The following is an 18880-nucleotide window of genomic DNA, read 5'->3' as shown; positions in this document are numbered from 1 at the left end:
GGCTTACTGGCCACCGCCCATCGTACCGGGCTGTGCGGTGATCGTGACCCGGCCTGCGCGAGAGCGGGCGAACACGTCCGGCCGATACATGTCTTCGGCGACAACGCCCGGCATCGCGAACTCACCCGGCGTGACCGCGCGCACGACATAGGCCAGCGTCACCGGCTCGGCATAGACGTCCACGGCGGCGACGAACCGGTCATCCTGAGCCTGTGCCGTCTGCGCGCTGGCGATCTTGCCGAGATAGGCAAACGCGCCCGATCCGCCATACTCCCGGCGGCCATCTGCCGGGGTCAGCACGGACTCGATCTCGAAGCCGGCCGGCAGCAGGTCGGCCACAATCACCGGATTGAGCCGGCGCTCGTGCGGAGACACGGTCAGGCGCACCACCAACTGGTCGCCCTGCCGGACGCGGGACAGGTCCACACGTCCCCCCGTCAGGGTAAAGTAGGTCTTGTCCGCCCCCAGCTTCGAAGAGGCCGAGGATGGCGGCGTTTCCGGTGCGCCGCTGACCAGAACCGTCCGGAACATTGGCGCCTTGCCTTCGAGCGTAAAGGTCACGCCGTCTTCGGCCTGCGCCTCTGTCAGGGCGTATTGGCGGTCATTGTTATTGCCACGGCCCAGTCCCTCGACTTTCAGGCGGAAACCTTCCGCGCCCCTGTTCAGGGAATCCACGGCCAGGAGCGCGAACGCCTTTTCCTGCGTGGTCAGACCGCTCGGGTCCGGCGCATCTTCCCCGAGCCGGGTTGCCAGGCGTTCCACGACTTCCAAGAGCCCGGCCTCTGACGCCAGCGCCAGTATGGCCGCCTCGTCCCGCAAGGGTGTCTGGTAGTAGTCGCCGGTATTGTTGTAGCCGAGCGCTTTCTCAGCTGCCTCAAAGGCAGAGGCGGCCCGCGCGCGATCGCCGAGCATCGCCAGGCCCGCACCGATGTGTGCCCGGGCCAGCGGACTGTCGATCGCATTCAGCTCCCGATCATGCAGATAGCGCAGGCGCGAAATATCGGCCTTGCCTGCCTTGGCCAGCACGTAGAGCGCATAGGCGGAGGACCGCTGCATCAGCTTTTCAGCCGTATCGTTGGAATACCGGCTTTCATACACATCCGTGTCATAGCCATAGACACGCCAGGCATCTCCGGTGGAGACAGCCCGCAGGGCGCCATAGGCGCGATCGAGCGACTCATCCGGCACGGCATAGCCCGCCTGCTTCGCGCGATACATGAAATCCGTCACATAGGCCCCCAGCCAGGGAGACGCATAGCCATCCCCTTCCCGCCACAGGCCGAAGGCACCATCAGAGCCCTGACGGTTCAATAGCGTGTTGACCGCCGTCTGGATACGGGTCTTCGGATCATCCCGGCTCTCGGGCGCGCCCATCGCGATCAGCTGCTCGGAATAGAGCAAGGGAATCGCCCGGCTGGTCGTCTGTTCGGTGCACCCATAGGGATACCGATCCAGGGACGCGTAGAGCGTTGCGGGGTCCATCGGAAGTGTCGAATACCCCACGCTGATCGAGGCGGATCCCGGCACAAGCCCGTCCAGGAGGTCTGCCGTGACAGAGTACGTATCGCTGGGCTGCATCATCTGACGGCTGATCTTTGTGACCGGCAGATAGGGAGACCGCGTCTGGATCTGGTAGGAACGCTCGGTTTCGAAATCATTCGGACCGGCGACTTCCAGCTTGACGGTCGCAATGCCTTCGGACGTCGCGTCCACCCGGACGGGCACATCCGCCCGCGCACCGGTGGCCAGAGACCGGGTCAACCGGCCATCGGCCACGTCGACAGGTCCTTGCGCCGATATCTCCGCGGTGAACTCCCCCGGACCTGCCTCGACATTGTCGATGCTGGCCGTGATCTGGGCTTCATCTCCCGGAGCCAGGAAACGCGGCATGATGAGATCAGACGGCGCTTTCTCCCGTACGATCATGCTGGCTTCGGCAGAGCCGAGGCCTGATTTCGACCATGCGACCGCCATCAGGCGTAATTCCCCATTGAACTCCGGCAGGTCGAACCGGACCTTTGCCTTTCCGGACCGGCCGACATCAACAAGCCCAGAGAACAGGGCAACGGATTTCACGGGGACCACAGACAGACCTTCGCCGCCCAATTGGTCGCCGCCGGTGCGCACTTCCGCCGGCAAGCCCATATTGGGATCCAGGAGCCGACCATAATCATCGTACATTTCGACCCCGAGGGCCTTCTTGCCATAATAGTAGCTGACCGGATCCGGGCTCTGGAATTTCGTGAGACGCAGGATGCCTTCATCGACAGCGGCCAGCGTCAGGAACACCGGTTCACGTGGGCCATTGTCTATCTCGACCTCGATCACCTGCTCGCCGACCGGGCGGGCCACATCTGGCGCATTGAGCGACATGTCGAATGTCCGCGAGCCAAGATCGACAGGCACATGAATCACACCGACGGCACGGCGCGGCTTGGCTCGCAGGATCGGGTCCCGTTCGGTATAGACCGACACCATCACATAGGCGCCTTCACCCCAATCATCCGTGACCGGCAGGGTGACATTGGTGCCCTGTGCACTGACGGAAAGATTCTGGACAGACAGGACGCGGTCGGTGGCGACAACAATCTGTGCCTGCCCCTCATAGGGCGGCACGATGGTTATGTCGGCGCTCTGGCCGGCCGAAGGCGCCTTGTCCGGCCCGATGACACGCACCCGGTCCGGGGCCTCGGCCCCATCTTCGGACACACCGCCGCCCCAACCGACATAGAAATCATCGCTGGCGGCCGCAGACGCATTCGCATCCGTGCCTTCCACAACAAGTTCGTGGCTGCCCCAGTCCAGTCCGGACACACGGATTTCCGCGCTGCCGCCCTCAGGTGTCGTGACGATGCCTTCATTGACTTTTGTGACTGTGCGGGAACGCCGCCAGCGCCACTGATCTCCGTCGCGATACCAGTCATAGTGATAGTCGATGGCCAGAAGCTTCCAGTTCAGCCTCTGGGCAATTGCCTGGCCGGCCTCATTGATGGCCACCACTTCATAGGCGGCGTCCTGGCCTTCTTCGACCGAATACTCAAATCCGGGCTTCATTCCCAGATAGAGGCGTTCCGGACGATACGGGACACGCACGCTTTCGGTGACGGCGCGCCCACCTGGTTCCAGAACGCTGACCACGGCATTGATGCGCAAGGGACGCCCGGCATTGCTGCCCGCATTTCCGGGGGCCAGATTGACAGTGGCCACCCCTGCCCCGTCTGTCGTCACATCATCCATTTCCAGAATGCGTTCGCGGAAGCTTTCGTCATGACGACCGAAGTGAAATCCGTCAAACGCCGGGAACGGGTTCGGCGCGGCCTCGATGCGCGCTTCGGATTTGACCGTCAGGCCAGCGCCCGGCGCACCGTAGAGGAAACGGGACGCGACCTCGACCTGCCGGGTCTCACCCAACAGGACCGGCGTGTCGGAATCCGTGCTCAGATCGACCGCAATGCGCTGCGGCACGAAATCCTCGACCGCGAAGCTGACACTGCCCGCCGCTTCGGAAACGCCATCGATTTCGACCGTGGCACGCCATTGCCCGCGCGAGGCGCCTTGCGCCAGTTCATACGCCTCGATGACGGCAGAAGCGTCCGGATCGTCGAAACGAATGCGGTCCGCCACCAGCCCGTTCGGGCGATAGATCACGAGATTGCCTGCACGATCCTCAATCGCCCGGCCGGCACGGTCACGCAGCATCGCGGTCAGATGAACCGTCTCGCCGGGACGGTAAATGCCCCGCTCGGTGTACATGAAGGCGTCAATGTCACCTGAGGTGCGCCGTCCACCCACCGCATATTCCGACAGATCAACCGGTGCGCGGGTCAGGTCCAGCACGGCCAGTTCGCCCTTCGCGCTGTAGGCGAGGATGAGCTTGGGTTCCATATTGCCCTGGCCATTGGTGATCGGCGCATCGAACGCGATGCGGCCCACCTCATTGGTTCGCCCTTCCGCCAGCACATCATTGTTGCGCGCCACCAGTTGAACCGTCGTGTCCGGAACGGGGCGGCCATCCTGAAGGGACCGCAGGGTGACATCCAGGCCATTGCCGCCCTCATAGGCGGTGATGGCGAGATCCGTCATCATGATCCAGCGGCTGGAGGATGCCGGAGGCTGCTCCGCGCTGCTCAGATCGGCCGCATCCTTGACGGTGACGTAATATGCGCCCGGCTCCAGCGGTCCGACGACATCCTGAAGCGGAAAGACGGACACGATGGGCGCGTTCTGCTCATTTGCGATGGCCATGCGGCCGTTGAACAGCACTTCCTGGACATCGTCCGGATTGTCCTCGCCCCATGTATAGCCGTAGCGGCCCTGAGCATTGGTCTGTCCCTGGGAGATCGACTTGAAGGCCAGCGCCCGGTCGTTGACCCGAGACACGGTGACTTCAACTTCGTCGACATTGACCGTTTCGATCGGCAGGCCATCGGCGTTCTCGCGTGGCAGGATAACACCCGCTCCCTTGAACCCGACATAGGGCGGGCGGTCAGCGAAATCGATCGGGACGGTTTCGCTATTCTTCAGCGTGCGCCCGTCCGCAGATGGCAGACCGGACAAAAGGGTCGCGGACCGTTCCGATCCGAATGTCAGGCCGCCAACGCACAATTCCCTTCCCTCCACGCTGAGGGCCGGACGGAACGCAGGGCGGAATTCGACATAGGGCGAATAATCGGTTTCCGGGTCCAGCGGCGCGGAAAAGACGAAACAGGCAAGCGGCTGTTCCGTACCGGTGTCGATGCGATACCGGAAATAGGTGAAATCCTGTTCGGCTTCGGCCTGGGCGGCCTGCCGTCGGCGCTCCCGCTGACGGGCGGCCACATTGTCGGACGGGGAACGCGTCACGATGGTGCCTTCATCGCTGGGCGTGTCCGACGTCCGGGTTTCCTTGTCGCCTCCGCACGCCGCAAGCGCGGCGATCAAGACGGCTGCGACCAAGGTCCGGCCAATTCCCCGCCCGCCCGATACGAAGTACGACATGAATCCCTCTCCTTTGAGCTTTCCTGCAACTCTTACACATCTTCGCGGCGGCGCGAACAGGGCGCGAATGGGTCAAATCAAAGAAATTTCTACAAATTCCAGCCGCATTCGACGGAAGCTTCCCCTGCAGGGGTTGCCAGTTGCCCGCGAGCGGGGAATGGGTTTTCCATGTGGTTCTGGCGCATAATCGGCAGTGTGGCGTTCGTGCTCGGGGCAATCGGGCTGGCCCTTCCCGTATGGCCAACGACGATATTCTGGATTGTTGCCGCCCTCGCCTTCGCCCGCTCCAATCCGCACTGGGCCGACTGGATCTATCGACAGCCGGGCGTCGGGGAACCCATACGGCAATTTTTGGAAACCGGCGCCATGGCGCGCCAAGCAAAGGTCGCCGCCCTTGGCGGCATGACCCTCGCCGCCGGGATCATCATCGTTTTCTGGCACCGTCATTCCTGGGTCATCGGACCGGGTCTGGGCCTGATTGTAGTCGGTGCCATCTTTGTCATCACCCGAAAGCGGCTGCCAGACGGGTGATCTCCTGAACCCGCCAGTACCAGCGCGCCTCCCCGGCCGAACAAGAAAGTGATTATTTTCTCACTTGCCTCATTTTCGCCCCGTTTCGACAGCAAACGCTCACTTACTGACTTCAGCAAGACCGTTTTCGACAGCAAGAAGGAGCTGACCCATGCCGGTCACCATTGTCGTAACTGCCCTCAAATCCGCCGCCTCTATCTTGGGCGGCCTGTTCCTCGCCGATTTCATTTCCGGCCTCATACACTGGTTCGAGGACCGATACGGAAATCCCAAATGGCCTGTCCTGGGTCATACCATCCGGGCGAACCAGGAGCACCATTTCCGGCCGCGCGCCTTCCTTGGAGGCTCGTTCCTGTCGCGGAACAGGGAAGTGTTCGTGCTCGGCACCCTGTTCCTGGCTGGTTTCTGGGTCACCGGAACGCTCAACCTGTTCACCGGATCGGCCGTGTTGTTCGGCATGTTCGCCAATGAATTTCATCGCGCCGCCCACCGCAGCCCCAAGGAAAACGGCCGCCTGATCACGGCTCTCCAGAAGACCGGGCTTGCCCAATCCTTCCAGCATCATGCCGCCCATCACCGTCAGGGCAAGGACACGCACTATTGCGTCGTCACGAACTACGCCAACCCGATTCTGGAACGCATCGGCTTCTTTCCGGCACTGGAGCGCATCGTCAAGGCGACAACCGGACGGGTGCCCCGGCTTGATGAAAGCGTGAATGCGCGGTTCCGCAAGGTCGCCTGACCTTTGCCTGATCGATCTTTTTCTCCCCGCCCTTCCTCAAGGGCGGGGATTTTCTTTGCCCCGCGCGCAGCTAGTCTGCCTTGCAAAAGCAAACAGGGAGACACGCTCATGGATCTGGGTCTGAAGGGAAAAACCGTCTTTGTCGCCGGTGCGAGCCGGGGCATCGGACTTGGCATTGCGGAAGCCTGCCTGGCAGAGGGCGCAAAGGTCGCGCTGGCCGCGCGCGGCGAGGACAGGCTGGAACAGGAGCGGGCGCGTCTCGCGGGTGAATTCGGGGACGACAATGTCTGGGCCCGGGCCGGAGACCTGCGCGACTCGCGAACCGTCGACACGATGATCGACACGATCGAGAACGAACTCGGCGAATTGTGGGGCGCAGTCGCCAATGTCGGCCTGCACCCCTGCCCGCCCGGGTTCGAGGTGGATGACGAGACTTGGGATGGCGGGATTTCCCAGAATCTCGACTCGGCCTTTTACCTGGCACGCTCTGCCTTGCGCCGGATGCATCCGCGCGGCGAAGGCGCCATTCTGATGATCTCGTCGATTGCCGGTCTTGGCGCGCTCGGCACGCCGCTGACCTATGGCACGTCCAAGGCGGCGATGAACCATCTGGCGAAGGAGATGGCGCGCATTGCCGGGGCTTCCGGCGTGCGCGTCAACGCGATTGCGCCCGGGAACATCATTTTTCCGGGCGGAGACTGGCAGCAGCGCATGGACGGGCCGCGCAGCGAAGCCTGGGGACGCTGGATCCAGAGGGAAGTGCCGATGCAACGCTATGGCAAACCCGAGGAAATCGGGGCCGCTGCTGCCTTCCTGCTCAGCGAGAAGGCGAGTTTCGTGACCGGCGCGGTCCTGCCAGTCGATGGCGGACAGACCCGGTAGGCATCAGCCGCCGATCAGTGTGGTGCGTCGCGCCGGGGCCTCCATTTCTTCCCGGCCGGCCGCTTCCAGGCCCATCTGGCCCATCAGGGCGTCGTCTTCGTCGATTTCCGGATTGTCCGTAGTCAGGAGACGGTCGCCGACGAAGATGGAATTGGCCCCGGCCAGCAGGCAGAGCGCCTGACCTTCCTCGGTCATGCCCTCGCGGCCGGCCGACAGGCGCACCCAGCTCTGCGGGAACACGATGCGGCAGACCGCAATGGCGCGGGCCATCTCGATGACCGAAATCGCCGGGCTTTCGCCCAAGGGCGTGCCGGCGATCGGGACCAGCATGTTTACGGGGACACTTTCAGGATGCGGCGTCAGTCTTGAAAGCTCGTGAATGAGTCCGATCCGATCCTCGCGGCTTTCCCCCATGCCAAGAATGCCGCCGCAGCACAGTTTCAGGCCGGCCGTGCGCGCCCGACCCAGCGTTTCCAGCCGGTCATCATAGGTGCGCGTCGAAACGACCTGGCCGTAGTATTCCGGCGAGGTATCGAGGTTGTGATTGTAGTAGTCCAGACCTGCAGCCTTCAGCGTTTCGGCCTGCCCCGGTTCCAGCATGCCGAGCGTCACACAGGTTTCGAGCCCTTCGGCCTTCACAGCTTCGATCATCGCCGCGACCTTCGGGACGTCGCGATCCTTCAGGCTGCGCCAGGCCGCGCCCATGCAGAACCGGTCTGCGCCATTGTCCTTTGCGCGGCGCGCGGCGGTTACCACCTCGTCCAGCGGCATCAGTTTCGAAGCATCAAGACCGGTATCGAAATGGGCCGACTGACTGCAATAGCCGCAGTCTTCCGCGCAGCCGCCCGTCTTGATGGACAGCAATTGGGATTTCTGGACCTTGCCGTCCGGCCAGTTGGCCTGCTTCACCGTCAGGGCCTGCGCCATGAGTGTGTCGAGCGGGAGTGTGTAGAGGCTGGCAATTTCCTCCCGGGTCCAGTCATGGCGAGGGGACAGGTCTGTCATGGGCGAGGATCCTTCCGGCAGTTCTCAATCGGCGGACTTCGTATCCGGGGGGCCGGGATCGATCAAGCGTTGCTGAATTTCACTTTGCCGCAGGCACCGGATTGCCGTAAATCGCCGGGACCCCGAAAGGCCGCTTATGGACACCCAGCCCGCCCCGAAAAAGATCCTCGATGCGAATGCCCGGCGCGGCGCGATCATCGGCGGCATCGCCCTGGCGGTGATCCTGGTGCTGTTCCTCATCGGCAAGACGACCAATCTGACCGATCTGGAAGCGGTTCAGACTGTCATGCAGGACATTGCGTCCAGCCCGTGGGCGCTTCCGGCACTGATCCTGCTGTTCGTCATCGGTGCCTTCATCGGCATTCCGCAATTTGCGCTTCTGGCGATCTCGGTTGCAGCCTTCGGACCGTGGCTGGGCGCCCTATTCGGCTGGATCGCGAACATGGCATCGGGCGCTGCCACGTTCTATGCGGGCCGGCTTGCCGGCGAGAAGACATTCCGGCGCTATGCCGGCGAAACGGCCAACAAGCTGTCCGGCTTTGTCGGGCGCAATGCCATGATGACCAGTGCCATTGTTCGCAACGTTCCAGCCGGCCCTGCCCTTCTCGTGAACATGGCCTTCGGGGTGAGCCACGCGAAATTCCTGCACTACTGGGCCGGTATGGGAGTCGGGATCATTCCGAAGATCGCGCTCATTGCCTTTGCCGGGCAGAGCCTGTTCGCGGCCCTGAAGGGCAATCCTCTGGCAGCCATCGGCGCGGCGGCCGCCGCGATCGGCGTCTATATCGCGATTGCCGCCTATGCACGGGCCCGCATGCGGAAATCCGGGCAATCTGTTGCGCTGATCGGGCAAAACGAGGTTGACAGGGCCGCGACATCGGACGATGTAACTTCGCATGTGGAATAAATTGCCTCTCACGCTACTGCTTACCGGCCCCTGGCCGGAGACGACTGCTCAGGAATAGCCAGGGCAGGCGCGCGGTCAGGGGTCCCTCACAGCCTCATTTTTCAGTCCCAGACCCGGTAGTTCCAACATGTCCACATCTGCGAAACCGCATATCCGTATTTTCGACACCACCTTGCGCGACGGCGAGCAATCGCCCGGCGCGTCCATGACGCACAATGAAAAGCTCGAGCTTGCCGAACTGATGGAGACCATGGGTGTCGACGTCATCGAGGCGGGTTTCCCGGCCGCTTCCGAAGGAGACTTCGCCGCCGTCAGTGCAATTGCCGAACAATCGAAATCGGCCATCATCTGCGGCCTTGCCCGCTCGACCCCGAATGATATCGACCGCTGCGCCGAAGCCGTGAAAAAATCCGCCCGGCCGCGCATTCACACTTTCATTTCCACCAGCCCGGTGCACATGAAGCACAAGCTGAAAATGGGTCCCAATGCTGTGCTCGAGGCCGTGGGACGTTCGGTTGCGCAGGCCCGCAATCATACTGACGACGTCGAATGGTCCGCCGAGGACGCGACACGGACTGAGTTCGATTTCCTGTGCAAATGCATCGACACGGCCATTGCCAGCGGTGCCACAACCATCAACCTGCCCGACACGGTCGGCTATTCCCATCCGGACGAATATGGTGCGCTGTTCCGGCGCGTGATTGAGACGATCCCGAATTCCGACAAGGTCATCTGGTCGGCACACTGTCACAATGATCTCGGCCTGGCGGTCGCGAACTCGATCAATGCTGTGGCAAATGGCGCGCGCCAGGTAGAGTGCGCCATCAATGGGCTCGGCGAGCGTGCGGGGAATGCTGCGCTGGAAGAGATCGTCATGGCGATGCGGGTGCGCGGCGATACGCTGCCTTTCGAGACCAATATCAAGCCGGCCTATTTGTCCCGCGCTTCGGCCATGGTGAGTCGCATCACCGGCTTCCCGGTTCAATACAACAAGGCCATCGTCGGCAAGAACGCGTTCGCGCATGAAAGCGGCATCCATCAGGATGGCATGCTGAAGAATGCCGAGACATATGAAATCATGCGACCGGAAGATGTCGGCGTCGCCAAGACGTCCCTGGTCATGGGCAAGCATTCCGGCCGTCACGCGTTCCGCGACAAGCTGGAAGCGCTTGGATACACGCTGGAAGGCGATGCACTGAATGATGCCTTCAAGCGGTTCAAGGATCTGGCAGACCGCAAGAAGCACGTCTTCGACGATGACATCATCGCCCTGGTAGACGATCAACTGGCCGCCGAAGGCGAACGGATCGCGTTCAAGCGGCTGCGCGTTGTGGCCGGAACGGACGGGCCCCAGACGGCCGAAATCGATCTGGTCGTGGACGGCGAGGACAAGTTCGCAATCGCCCGCGGCAATGGCCCGGTAGACGCCGTGTTCAATGCCATTCGCGAGATCATTCCGCATGACGGCAAGCTGGAACTCTACCAGGTGCATGCCGTGACCGGCGGAACGGATGCGCAGGCGACCGTGTCGGTCCGTCTCAACTGGGATGGCATCATGTCCACCGGACGGTCTTCCGATCCGGACACGCTGGTGGCGAGCGCAAAAGCCTATCTGCACGCGGTCAACAAGCTGGAAGCCCGCAAGGCGAAACGGTCTCAGGCCGCCTAGACCCGAACAGATTTCCCGGAATTCCGGATAAATGCCTGACTGGGTCCTGGCGACACTGGCGGCTGCGTTCTGCCAGAATTTGCGGTCTGCGTTTCAAAAACAGCTGAAACGCAGACTCAGCACTTGGGGCGCGACCGCCACACGATTTGTTTATGCCGCCCCGCTGGCAGCGGGCCTGTTGCTCATGTTGATTTGGGGGCGCGGAACGCCCCTGCCCGACGGGCCACCGCATTTCTTCGTCTATGCGGGAATCGGCGCCGTGGCCCAGATGATTGCGACGGGCCTGCTGGTGCACCTGTTCTCGCGCGCGAATTTCGCAACGGCGACCGCCTTCACCAAGACCGAGCCGATCCAGGCAGCCCTCATCGGTGCCCTGCTGCTGGGAGATACTCTCACACTGCCCGTGATGCTGGCCATCATTACGGGTATTTTCGGGGTCATCCTCATGTCCTTGCCGAAAACACCAGGTCATCCGGGCTGGCGGCTGGATGGTGCTGTATGGACCGGCCTGCTGTCAGGCGCCTGCTTCGCCGTATCGTCGGTCTCCCTGAGGGGGGCGTCGCTCTCTCTTGAGGGCGCGGACCTGTTGCTGGGCACGGCCACCACACTCGCCTTCGTGACGCTGCTCCAGTCAGCCCTGTTGCTGGGGTGGCTGGCCTGGCGCGAGCCCGGTCAGATCCGGAAACTGTTTGCCGCCTGGCGGCAAGCCGGCTGGGTAGGCGTGATCGGATTTGCCGGCTCCATGGCCTGGATCGCCGCCTTTACCCTGCAAGATGCGGCCAGTGTGAAGGCGGTCGGTCAGATCGAGATCGTGTTTACGCTGATCGCGTCTCGCCTGGTGTTTCGGGAACGCCTGCGAGCGGCCGAACTGGTCGGCATAACGCTGTTGGCGTCAGGCGTGGTCGGCATTGTCCTGCTGAACCGCTAGCGCGTCAGATCGCGGCATCCAGCAAGAGATAGGCAGCGAGGCGGGCACTGGCGTTGCGTCCGGTCTTCTGCGTCTGCTCCAGTGCGTGAAGGGCATCTTCGGATTCCATGTCCAGAAAGTCCCGTGCCAGATCCATGAGGTCGCGATCATTGCGCAGGCGCTGGGTGACCCGTTCGACCTGACGGCCAGCCTGGGCGAGAATGGCGGATTTACGCTCCTTCTCGCCACGGCGGGCGGCCTCGGCAATCTTGCGTTTGGCTTTCGGACGGAAGGTCTCCGGCAGGACGATGCCGGACGTCTGCAGGCGGTCGATGAGTTCCTCGGCCACATCTTCGCGGTCGCGAACCGGTCGCTCTTCGCGGCTCATGTCGGAGATGATGTCGCGCCACCCCATCTCGACGCCGGTTGCAGCAGGCGACGGGCGGACGGGCACGAGTGGTGCAGCCTGTTCGGTCGTCTCCTCCTCCCGTGCCTCGGGGAGAGGCTGCGGGAAGTCCGTGGAGCGCCGGCGCGGCGTATCCGGAAGCGATGGCGCCTCAAGCGGCGGGTCATCATGACGGCGGCGCAGCATGAGCGGATCCGGCTCCTCCCGGGCGGGCTCGTCCGGCAGGATGATTTCCGGCTCGTCCTCGAATACGGGATCTTCCGGTGTGTCGGTCAGGGCAGCGCTTGCCAGCGCATCTGCTGCCGCATCGAACAGCTCGTCTTCCATGCTGGGACGTGCCTCACGGCGCGGTGGCGTCGGGGGTGCCGGTTCCGGACGGGGCGTATCGCCTCCGTTCAGGCCATGCGCGTGCACGCCATGGGCGTGACCGTTTCCATTGCCGTTCCGCAGCGGCGGGTGTGGGGGCGTTTCCTCATCCAGACGTTCAGGCTCATCAAACACATCAGGCGCGGTATCGAAGACAGGCTGCGCGGCGTTCGACTCAACAGGAGCCGGCGTTTCCCTGGCGGGAGTTTGGCGCGGTTCGGCGGCCGGGGCCGGAACCTCTTCCGGCGCGGTCCGCGTCGCGGCCTGACGGACCTTGTTCTCGAGCCGGACCGTGTCGGCCTTGGCGGCATATTCGGCCGAGCGGATTGCGGAAGCGGCCTCGTCCCCGGCTTCCCGCAGACGGGCCAGCGCGCGGGCGGCATTTTCCGCTGCTTCGCGGGTGGAGGTGTTGATCTCGTGATTGGCGCGGCGGGCACCGTCCAGCGCGGAGGAGACGGCATCCTTGAGCGCGTCGCCCGTGGTCATTGCGGCCGCAGCGGCAATCTCGCCGGCCCGCACGGCGGCATCCACCGTGCGTCGGGACTGGTCAAGCTTTTCCTCAACGCGGCTGACCGCGAAGGTCAGCGTTTCAGTACGTGTCGCTGCGTCCCGTGCGAGTGCATCCAGTTCCACCAGTTTTTCCGACAGGGACCTGCCGGCCAGTTGCATGGACTCCAGACGCTGTTCCAATACCTCGTCGGCGCGCGAGACTTCTTCACTGGCATCCCGGGCCGCCTTCACCATCATCTGGGCCTGCCGGGGGATGGCCTCGTTCAAAGACTGCATGTGCGTGCGCAAGTCCCGGGCGAGACCTTCCAGCGCCTGGCGTTCCTGCGACAGTCGCTCTGTCAGGTCGCGGGCATTGTCGGCGCTGGCATAGGCGACCGATTCCAGGCGCAGGCGTTCATCTCCGATCTCGCCGGCCATGGCCTTCATGGCAGACAGCGCGTGCGCCATGGCGCGGTCCACTTCTGCGGCAGCCTGCTTCATCTGTTCGGCAAAGGTGATGCCTTCGGTGCCCGCTTCGCGCGCCGGCGCCATCAGGCGGACGGCAGCTTCCATGACGAGGGCGTTCGATGCGGCAGAGCGGCGATTGGTGCGGCCCATATAGCCCGCCATGATCATCAGCAGCGCCGGAACGATGGTGGCCATGGCCCCGCCGGCCAGAATCAAGGGGGGCAATTGCTTGAGCCCCTCCACGCCCCACAGGCCAATGGCCATGGCGGCGGCGCCGAAAATCCAGAAAAACGCGACGAGAAAACCGGTGATCACCATCCAGCTGCCCCCATGACGGGCAAGCTCGAAGTTTTCAGACGCCTCTTGCCTGACAAGCAGATCGCGGCCAGACGGGCGAGCGGCGGGCGTTTCGGTCATGGCAGCAGTATACCGCGACAATTCGCCCGGCGCGAGACCAGAATGTGTGCATTTCTGGGCCGTAATATTAAGGTCTTAGCGGCCGAGAAGCGCCGTCACCACGGTGTCCTGACGGGCCGTTTCCTGCTGGTCATCCTGATCGGGCGCAAATTCCAGCCCGAGCCAAGCCAGAGCGGCTGCCAGCACAAGATTACGAACCAGAACGATGAAACCCAACATCGTGAATCCCCAGAGACATAGAAATCGCCACGCGAAACTGCGTGCCGATGAACAATAGTTCAAAATTGTCTTTTCGACAATCGATAAATTCATGAATCCTGAAAAGTGAATGTGGTCTAGGGCGGCGTTAATGATTGATCAGGCGTCTCATGCAAACCTGCGCGTATCGGAGCGTTTATCCATGACCCAGACCCTTGCCCTGCTTGACCGCAACCATCTCAAGGCAATGACCGGCGGCGACACTGCACTGGCCATGGAAGTCATCGATATCTTCCGGGAACAGGCCGAAGTCTGGTCCCGCATGCTGGACCCGCTCGCTGAACCATCTCAATGGGCCGATGCGGCGCACACGCTGAAAGGCGCCAGCCTGGGCATTGGCGCGATTCGGCTGGCGGCGAGCTGCGAAAAGGCCGAAAAGGCGGGCCGGGCCGATGCGCCGCCCAGCCGAACCGGGGCGGCCGTGCTGATCGGCGATATCAAGGATGTGCTGGGAGAGACCCTCGAAGAGGCCGCGCAAGTGCTTTACGAATTTACGTCTCCACCCCCGCGACGCGCATCATAGCTGCGGAATTCATAGGCGATGCAGCGGTCAATCAGGGTGCGCCAGACAGGTTCGGCAATAGCGGGGGACAGGCCCGCCCCTTCGCATGCGGCCTTCACCTTGGAGACGACGTCCTCGATCCGGTCGGCATCATGCACCTTTGACCGGTCTGCCTTGATCCGGGCAGCGGCATCCATGAAGGACTGGCGCTCGGCGAGGATTTCCACGAGAAGCCGATCGATCCGGTCGATCTCATAGCGCACATCGGCCATGGATTCGGCGGTTTCGAACGTGTGGCGGCGCGGATCGGACGTGTAAGTGGTCATGCGGATACTGCCCCATTGCGAAGTGGCTTCGCGCTTACATGGCCCTCGGCCCGGCGGCAACAAAGCAGCTGCGACGAAGCGCCCCCGATTGTCGCTGCCGAACTGAAAAGGGCCGCCTGCGAGGGCGGCCCTTTCGGATTGAAGCTCTGAAACTTCCTAGCGCGTGCTGCGCCAGGATTCGAGGATCCTGGCCGCCCAGTCGCGACCGCCCCATCCAAAGGCGATGGCGAAGGCACCGGCAGCTCCGATCACCATCCATTTTGCAACGTCCAGAATGAACACGCCGCCTGTCGGGTCGAGGCCCATGCGGGAGATGCCGAGGATCACGGACAGGATGATGATGATCCATTTCATCACGCGCGCGGCGACATCCGTCGCCCCTGCCCCGGCCGAGTCCATGGCAGAGCTGACCAATCGCGCGATAAACACACCGGCGAAGATGATCAGCGCGCCAAAGATGATCTGCACGCCCATGTCGAGCACCACATTCATCGCATAGGTCAGGGATTCGATGCCCAGCACGTTCAGCGCCGCAACAAGCCCCAGAAGCACGATCAGGAACATGCTGACGCGGGAGATCACCGCGCTGGCGGTCAGGCCGGAATCGGCGCCCTTGAGCAGGCCAAGCTCGGACACAGCCGAATCCACCCCTGTCCCCGGGAGCGTTTTCATCACCAGATTCGACACGAACCGGCCGATCAGGACGAAGATGGCGAGGATCACGCCCGCCGCCAGGACGTTCGGAATGATGCCGATGATATCGGTCAACAAGGCGTTGGCCGGCGATGAGATCGCCTCGATGGCCAGCACGTCGAAGGCCATGATGGCCCCAATGATGATCAGCACGGCGAACGCGACGGACGCGACAATGCCGGAGATGTTGACGGGGCCGGTGGCCAGGCCGAACCGTTCCGGCATGCCATCACAGAATACGAGAACAGCCTTCAGCGTCTCGCGCACGACATTGGCAATGATCAGGAAAATGCCGAACAGGAGCGCTGCGCCGATGACCTTCGGCAGATAGGCCAGGATGGGATCGATCACGCCGTGCAAGGCACTCGAGATCTGGGTCGCGCCCGCAATGGCAAGCGCCTGCATCAGGCCAATCAGGATGGTCACCCAGAAGGCAGCCTGCGCGAGGCTGGCGCCGAGCGACTTGCTGTCGCTGGTCGCGGTGGAGGCATTGGCCTTCTTGGCAAGGCCGGTGCGGTCGATGGCGGCGGCAATCAGCCAGCGCACGATATAGGCGCCGATGATGAAAGCGATCATCACGAGCGCCGCCTTGATCAGTTGCGGACCATAGGTCTGCGCCTGGTCGACGGTATTTCGCCAGAATTCTTCCATGAGTTGTAGTCCCCTTTCCAGTGTTGCGCCAATTACGGCTCAATCAGATACGCACCGGGGGAGTTCGGGTTGCGCGCAGTTGCGCGAATCTGGACAGAAGTCTCGGTTCATCACAGGCCCACCCCACCGTTTGTGTGCGCTCACACACGGACGAAGCTGAAACCAATTTCGCCCTTTGAGCGCATCAAAGCGTACTGCTTTTGGTACGCTGGATCAAATGAACCTGAAATAACAACGCATTGGGGAAACGTTCAATCGCCTGCCCCTATGACTGCAACCTGTGTTGTGTCGCGTAACATTTGCAACACATCGCGGGCGGTGGGGACCTGCCGCAAGGCGGCCCGCGACAAGGGGACGACGCGACAGGGCGGGTGCAGCGATGCGCCCGCCCTCTTTGTGTTTCCAGTTGCAAGCGCAGCAAGCCACCCATAGAGTTATATTATAACTTTTTGGAGCCTGTTTCCCAATGTCCACTGATTTTGACGCGCTCGCCACGTTCGGCCCGGAGAATGCTGCGACCTATGATGACCGGTTCAAGGCGCTGCATGGCATCAAGGACATGATGCACCTGGCATTGGAATCCGCATTCGCACAGCTGCCTTCAGACGCCCGCATCCTGATCGCAGGCGCCGGGACCGGCGCCGAAGTGCGCCATCTGGCCCCCCTCTTCCCCACTTGGCATTTCACACTGGTGGACCCCGCACCGGCCATGCTGGAAATCGCCAGACGCCATGCCCAGGCCGAGGGATTCGCGGACCGGTGCACGTTCCACCCAACCTATGTGTCGGACGTCGAGGCGGATGGATTCGATGCCGCGACCAGCCTGCTCGTATCGCACTTCGTGCAGGACGAGGAGGCGCGAACAGACTATTTCCGCTCCATCGCCGAACGGCTGAAACCGGGCGCGCCGCTGTTCAATGCAGATCTCTGCGCGGATCCGTCAGGACCGGATTTCCAGTCACTGATGAGCTTCTGGCAGGGCATGATGGCCAAGGCCGGAATGACGCCGGAAGGCCGGGAACAATATGCCAGGAGTTTCGGAACCCTGTTTGCCTGTCACGGCCCGGCTGAAGTGGAAGCCATGATAGAGGCCGCAGGGTTCATCCCGCCTGTACACTGCGTACAGGCGGGACTGATCAAGGGCTGGTTGACCGCGAAAGCCTAGACTTCGAGGAGCATGCGCTCCGGATCTTCAAGGGCTTCCTTGACGCGGACCAGGAAGGTCACGGCTTCCTTGCCGTCAACGATCCGGTGGTCATAGGACAGCGCCAGGTACATCATCGGGCGGATCTTCACTTCGCCATTGATGGCCACCGGACGCTGTTCGATCCGGTGCATGCCGAGCACGCCGGATTGCGGGGGGTTCAGGATCGGCGTCGACATCAGCGACCCATAAATGCCGCCATTGGAGATGGTGAACGTGCCGCCCTGCATGTCGCCAATGGTCAGCGAGCCATCGCGGGCGCGCTTGCCGAGATCCGCGATGGATTTCTCGATGCCGGCGAGAGAGAGATCGTCAGAGTCCCGAACAACCGGAACCACGAGCCCCTTGTCCGTACCGACGGCAACGCCAATGTCGTAATAGTTCTTGTAGATGATGTCCTGACCATCAATCTCGGCATTGACCGCCGGGACTTCGCGCAGCGCGTTCACGCAGGCCTTCACGAAGAAGCTCATGAAGCCCAGCTTGATGCCGTGCTTTGCGACGAAGGCTTCCTGATGCTTCTTGCGCAGCGCCATGATGGCCGTCATGTCCACATCATTGAAGGTCGTCAGCATGGCCGCTGTGTCCTGTGCCTCTTTCAGGCGACGGGCGATGGTCTGACGCAGACGGGTCATGCGCACGCGCTCCTCGCGCGGACCGATGTCGCGCGGGGCTTTGGCTTCTGCCGGAGCGGCAGCGGCCTTCGGCGCCGAATTCACATAGTCGAGCGCATCGGCCTTGGTGGCCCGGCCATCGCGGCCCGTGCCCGGAATGTCGGCCGGGTTCACACCGGCTTCCGCAGAGATACGACGAACCGACGGTGCCACAGGACGCTCACCCGTTGCAGCGGGGGCAGATGCCGAGGCGGCCGGAGCAGCGGCTGCAGGAGCAGCTGCCGGCGCAGATCCGCCTGCGCTGATACGTGCAATGACGGAACCCGGCGTGACGGAGTCGCCTTCACCCACCAGCAATTCGGCCACGACGCCATCGGCCGGGGACGGGACTTCCAGGGCGACCTTGTCGGTCTCGATCTCGGCGATGGTTTCATCCTTCTTCACCGCGTCACCCGGTGCCTTGAGGAAAGTCGACAGAGTCCCCTCAGAGACGCTCTCCCCCATGGTCGGCACCTGAACATCGGTCAGTTCGCCCTTGTCCGCCTTGCCCGGGACGCCGCCCGGATCCTTTGGTCCGCCATGTTCCGGCAGTGCAGCCGCAGCGGTTTCCGCCTTCGCGCCACCCGCCCCTGCAGAGAGCTTGCCCAACAAAGCGCCGATCTCGACGGTGTCGCCTTCCTTGGCAATGATCTCGGACAGGACGCCGTCTTCGGTAGCGGAAACTTCGACAGACACCTTGTCTGTTTCGAGTTCGACCAGAACGTCGTCCTTTTTCACGGCATCGCCTGTGGCTTTCAGCCACTGGCCGACGGTGGCTTCGGTGATGCTCTCGCCGAGCGTAGGCACTGTGATATCGGTCATGAAAT

At 62.7% G+C, this 18880-nt stretch carries 15 protein-coding genes; 8 read left to right on the top strand and 7 right to left on the bottom strand.

Annotation, left to right across the window (positions count from 1 at the left end; translation table 11 throughout):
* Window positions 1-3: 3 nt before the first annotated feature.
* Window positions 4-4977, bottom strand: coding sequence for an alpha-2-macroglobulin (locus HF955_RS09255; protein ID WP_291079252.1), 4974 nt, complete (start codon window positions 4975-4977; stop codon window positions 4-6).
* 168 nt (window positions 4978-5145) lie between these two features.
* On the opposite strand from HF955_RS09255, the gene HF955_RS09250 reads away from it, so the two are divergent.
* From HF955_RS09250 to HF955_RS09240, 3 genes are all read left to right on the top strand, one after another.
* Window positions 5146-5508, top strand: a complete 363-nt coding sequence (locus HF955_RS09250; protein WP_291079251.1) for a YbaN family protein — start codon at window positions 5146-5148, stop codon at window positions 5506-5508.
* 151 nt (window positions 5509-5659) lie between these two features.
* Window positions 5660-6250 carry a fatty acid desaturase CarF family protein gene (locus tag HF955_RS09245; RefSeq protein WP_291079250.1) on the top strand — a complete coding sequence of 197 codons (591 nt, stop codon included), beginning with the start codon at window positions 5660-5662 and terminating at the stop codon, window positions 6248-6250.
* Between the two features lie 108 nt (window positions 6251-6358).
* The gene (locus HF955_RS09240; protein ID WP_291079249.1) at window positions 6359-7132 is read left to right on the top strand and encodes an SDR family NAD(P)-dependent oxidoreductase; all 774 of its coding nucleotides are present in this window, start codon (window positions 6359-6361) and stop codon (window positions 7130-7132) included.
* 3 nt (window positions 7133-7135) lie between these two features.
* Here the strand turns inward: HF955_RS09240 and bioB are convergent, their stop codons facing one another.
* On the bottom strand, window positions 7136-8137 hold the full coding sequence (gene bioB / locus HF955_RS09235; protein ID WP_291079248.1) for a biotin synthase BioB: 1002 nt from the start codon (window positions 8135-8137) through the stop codon (window positions 7136-7138).
* Window positions 8138-8273: 136 nt separating this feature from the next.
* Between bioB and HF955_RS09230 the strand changes: the two genes are divergently transcribed.
* The 3 genes from HF955_RS09230 (at window position 8274) to HF955_RS09220 (ending at window position 11641) form a co-directional block, all read left to right on the top strand.
* Complete coding sequence (locus tag HF955_RS09230) at window positions 8274-9044, top strand: VTT domain-containing protein (protein WP_291079247.1); 771 nt, start codon at window positions 8274-8276, stop codon at window positions 9042-9044.
* Between the two features lie 127 nt (window positions 9045-9171).
* A complete protein-coding gene (locus tag HF955_RS09225) occupies window positions 9172-10713 on the top strand; it encodes a 2-isopropylmalate synthase (protein WP_291079246.1) in 1542 nt (513 codons plus the stop codon).
* Between the two features lie 31 nt (window positions 10714-10744).
* Window positions 10745-11641: a DMT family transporter gene (locus tag HF955_RS09220; RefSeq protein ID WP_253065361.1), complete on the top strand. Its 897-nt coding sequence runs from the start codon at window positions 10745-10747 to the stop codon at window positions 11639-11641.
* Window positions 11642-11645: 4 nt separating this feature from the next.
* On the opposite strand, the gene HF955_RS09215 is transcribed toward HF955_RS09220, so the two are convergent.
* Window positions 11646-13766, bottom strand: coding sequence for a hypothetical protein (locus tag HF955_RS09215; RefSeq protein WP_291079245.1), 2121 nt, complete (start codon window positions 13764-13766; stop codon window positions 11646-11648).
* Between the two features lie 75 nt (window positions 13767-13841).
* The gene (locus HF955_RS09210; RefSeq protein ID WP_291079244.1) at window positions 13842-13985 is read right to left on the bottom strand and encodes a hypothetical protein; all 144 of its coding nucleotides are present in this window, start codon (window positions 13983-13985) and stop codon (window positions 13842-13844) included.
* A gap of 181 nt (window positions 13986-14166) precedes the next feature.
* Between HF955_RS09210 and HF955_RS09205 the strand changes: the two genes are divergently transcribed.
* Window positions 14167-14547 (top strand): Hpt domain-containing protein, encoded by a 381-nt coding sequence (locus tag HF955_RS09205; RefSeq protein ID WP_291079243.1) that lies wholly within the window; start codon window positions 14167-14169, stop codon window positions 14545-14547.
* Here HF955_RS09205 and HF955_RS09200 read toward each other — a convergent pair.
* Window positions 14508-14852, bottom strand: a complete 345-nt coding sequence (locus HF955_RS09200) for a chorismate mutase (RefSeq protein WP_036260569.1) — start codon at window positions 14850-14852, stop codon at window positions 14508-14510. The two genes, HF955_RS09205 and HF955_RS09200, sit on opposite strands and share 40 nt — an antisense overlap.
* A 156-nt stretch (window positions 14853-15008) precedes the next feature.
* Window positions 15009-16196: a mechanosensitive ion channel gene (locus HF955_RS09195; RefSeq protein WP_291079242.1), complete on the bottom strand. Its 1188-nt coding sequence runs from the start codon at window positions 16194-16196 to the stop codon at window positions 15009-15011.
* Between the two features lie 466 nt (window positions 16197-16662).
* On the opposite strand from HF955_RS09195, the gene HF955_RS09190 reads away from it, so the two are divergent.
* Window positions 16663-17361 carry a class I SAM-dependent methyltransferase gene (locus HF955_RS09190; protein ID WP_291079241.1) on the top strand — a complete coding sequence of 233 codons (699 nt, stop codon included), beginning with the start codon at window positions 16663-16665 and terminating at the stop codon, window positions 17359-17361.
* On the opposite strand, the gene odhB is transcribed toward HF955_RS09190, so the two are convergent.
* Window positions 17358-18875 carry a 2-oxoglutarate dehydrogenase complex dihydrolipoyllysine-residue succinyltransferase gene (odhB, locus tag HF955_RS09185; RefSeq protein WP_291079240.1) on the bottom strand — a complete coding sequence of 506 codons (1518 nt, stop codon included), beginning with the start codon at window positions 18873-18875 and terminating at the stop codon, window positions 17358-17360. The two genes, HF955_RS09190 and odhB, sit on opposite strands and share 4 nt — an antisense overlap.
* Between the last annotated feature and the right edge of the window lie 5 nt (window positions 18876-18880).

Origin of the sequence: Hyphomonas sp. (assembly GCF_017792385.1) — a bacterium.
Lineage (GTDB): Bacteria > Pseudomonadota > Alphaproteobacteria > Caulobacterales > Hyphomonadaceae > Hyphomonas.
The sequence above is the reverse complement of the archived record's forward strand: the minus strand, read 5'-3'. Positions and strand labels throughout refer to the sequence as shown.

Excerpts from the sequence above, each read along its gene's own strand:
- HF955_RS09255 (WP_291079252.1), bottom strand. The coding sequence starts at position 4,977 with ATGTCGTACTTCGTATCGGGCGGGCGGGGAATTGGCCGGACCTTGGTC.
- HF955_RS09250 (WP_291079251.1), top strand. The coding sequence starts at position 5,146 with ATGTGGTTCTGGCGCATAATCGGCAGTGTGGCGTTCGTGCTCGGGGCA.
- HF955_RS09245 (WP_291079250.1), top strand. The coding sequence starts at position 5,660 with ATGCCGGTCACCATTGTCGTAACTGCCCTCAAATCCGCCGCCTCTATC.
- HF955_RS09240 (WP_291079249.1), top strand. The coding sequence starts at position 6,359 with ATGGATCTGGGTCTGAAGGGAAAAACCGTCTTTGTCGCCGGTGCGAGC.
- bioB (WP_291079248.1), bottom strand. The coding sequence starts at position 8,137 with ATGACAGACCTGTCCCCTCGCCATGACTGGACCCGGGAGGAAATTGCC.
- HF955_RS09230 (WP_291079247.1), top strand. The coding sequence starts at position 8,274 with ATGGACACCCAGCCCGCCCCGAAAAAGATCCTCGATGCGAATGCCCGG.
- HF955_RS09225 (WP_291079246.1), top strand. The coding sequence starts at position 9,172 with ATGTCCACATCTGCGAAACCGCATATCCGTATTTTCGACACCACCTTG.
- HF955_RS09220 (WP_253065361.1), top strand. The coding sequence starts at position 10,745 with ATGCCTGACTGGGTCCTGGCGACACTGGCGGCTGCGTTCTGCCAGAAT.
- HF955_RS09215 (WP_291079245.1), bottom strand. The coding sequence starts at position 13,766 with ATGACCGAAACGCCCGCCGCTCGCCCGTCTGGCCGCGATCTGCTTGTC.
- HF955_RS09210 (WP_291079244.1), bottom strand. The coding sequence starts at position 13,985 with ATGTTGGGTTTCATCGTTCTGGTTCGTAATCTTGTGCTGGCAGCCGCT.
- HF955_RS09205 (WP_291079243.1), top strand. The coding sequence starts at position 14,167 with ATGACCCAGACCCTTGCCCTGCTTGACCGCAACCATCTCAAGGCAATG.
- HF955_RS09200 (WP_036260569.1), bottom strand. The coding sequence starts at position 14,852 with ATGACCACTTACACGTCCGATCCGCGCCGCCACACGTTCGAAACCGCC.
- HF955_RS09195 (WP_291079242.1), bottom strand. The coding sequence starts at position 16,196 with ATGGAAGAATTCTGGCGAAATACCGTCGACCAGGCGCAGACCTATGGT.
- HF955_RS09190 (WP_291079241.1), top strand. The coding sequence starts at position 16,663 with ATGTCCACTGATTTTGACGCGCTCGCCACGTTCGGCCCGGAGAATGCT.
- odhB (WP_291079240.1), bottom strand. The coding sequence starts at position 18,875 with ATGACCGATATCACAGTGCCTACGCTCGGCGAGAGCATCACCGAAGCC.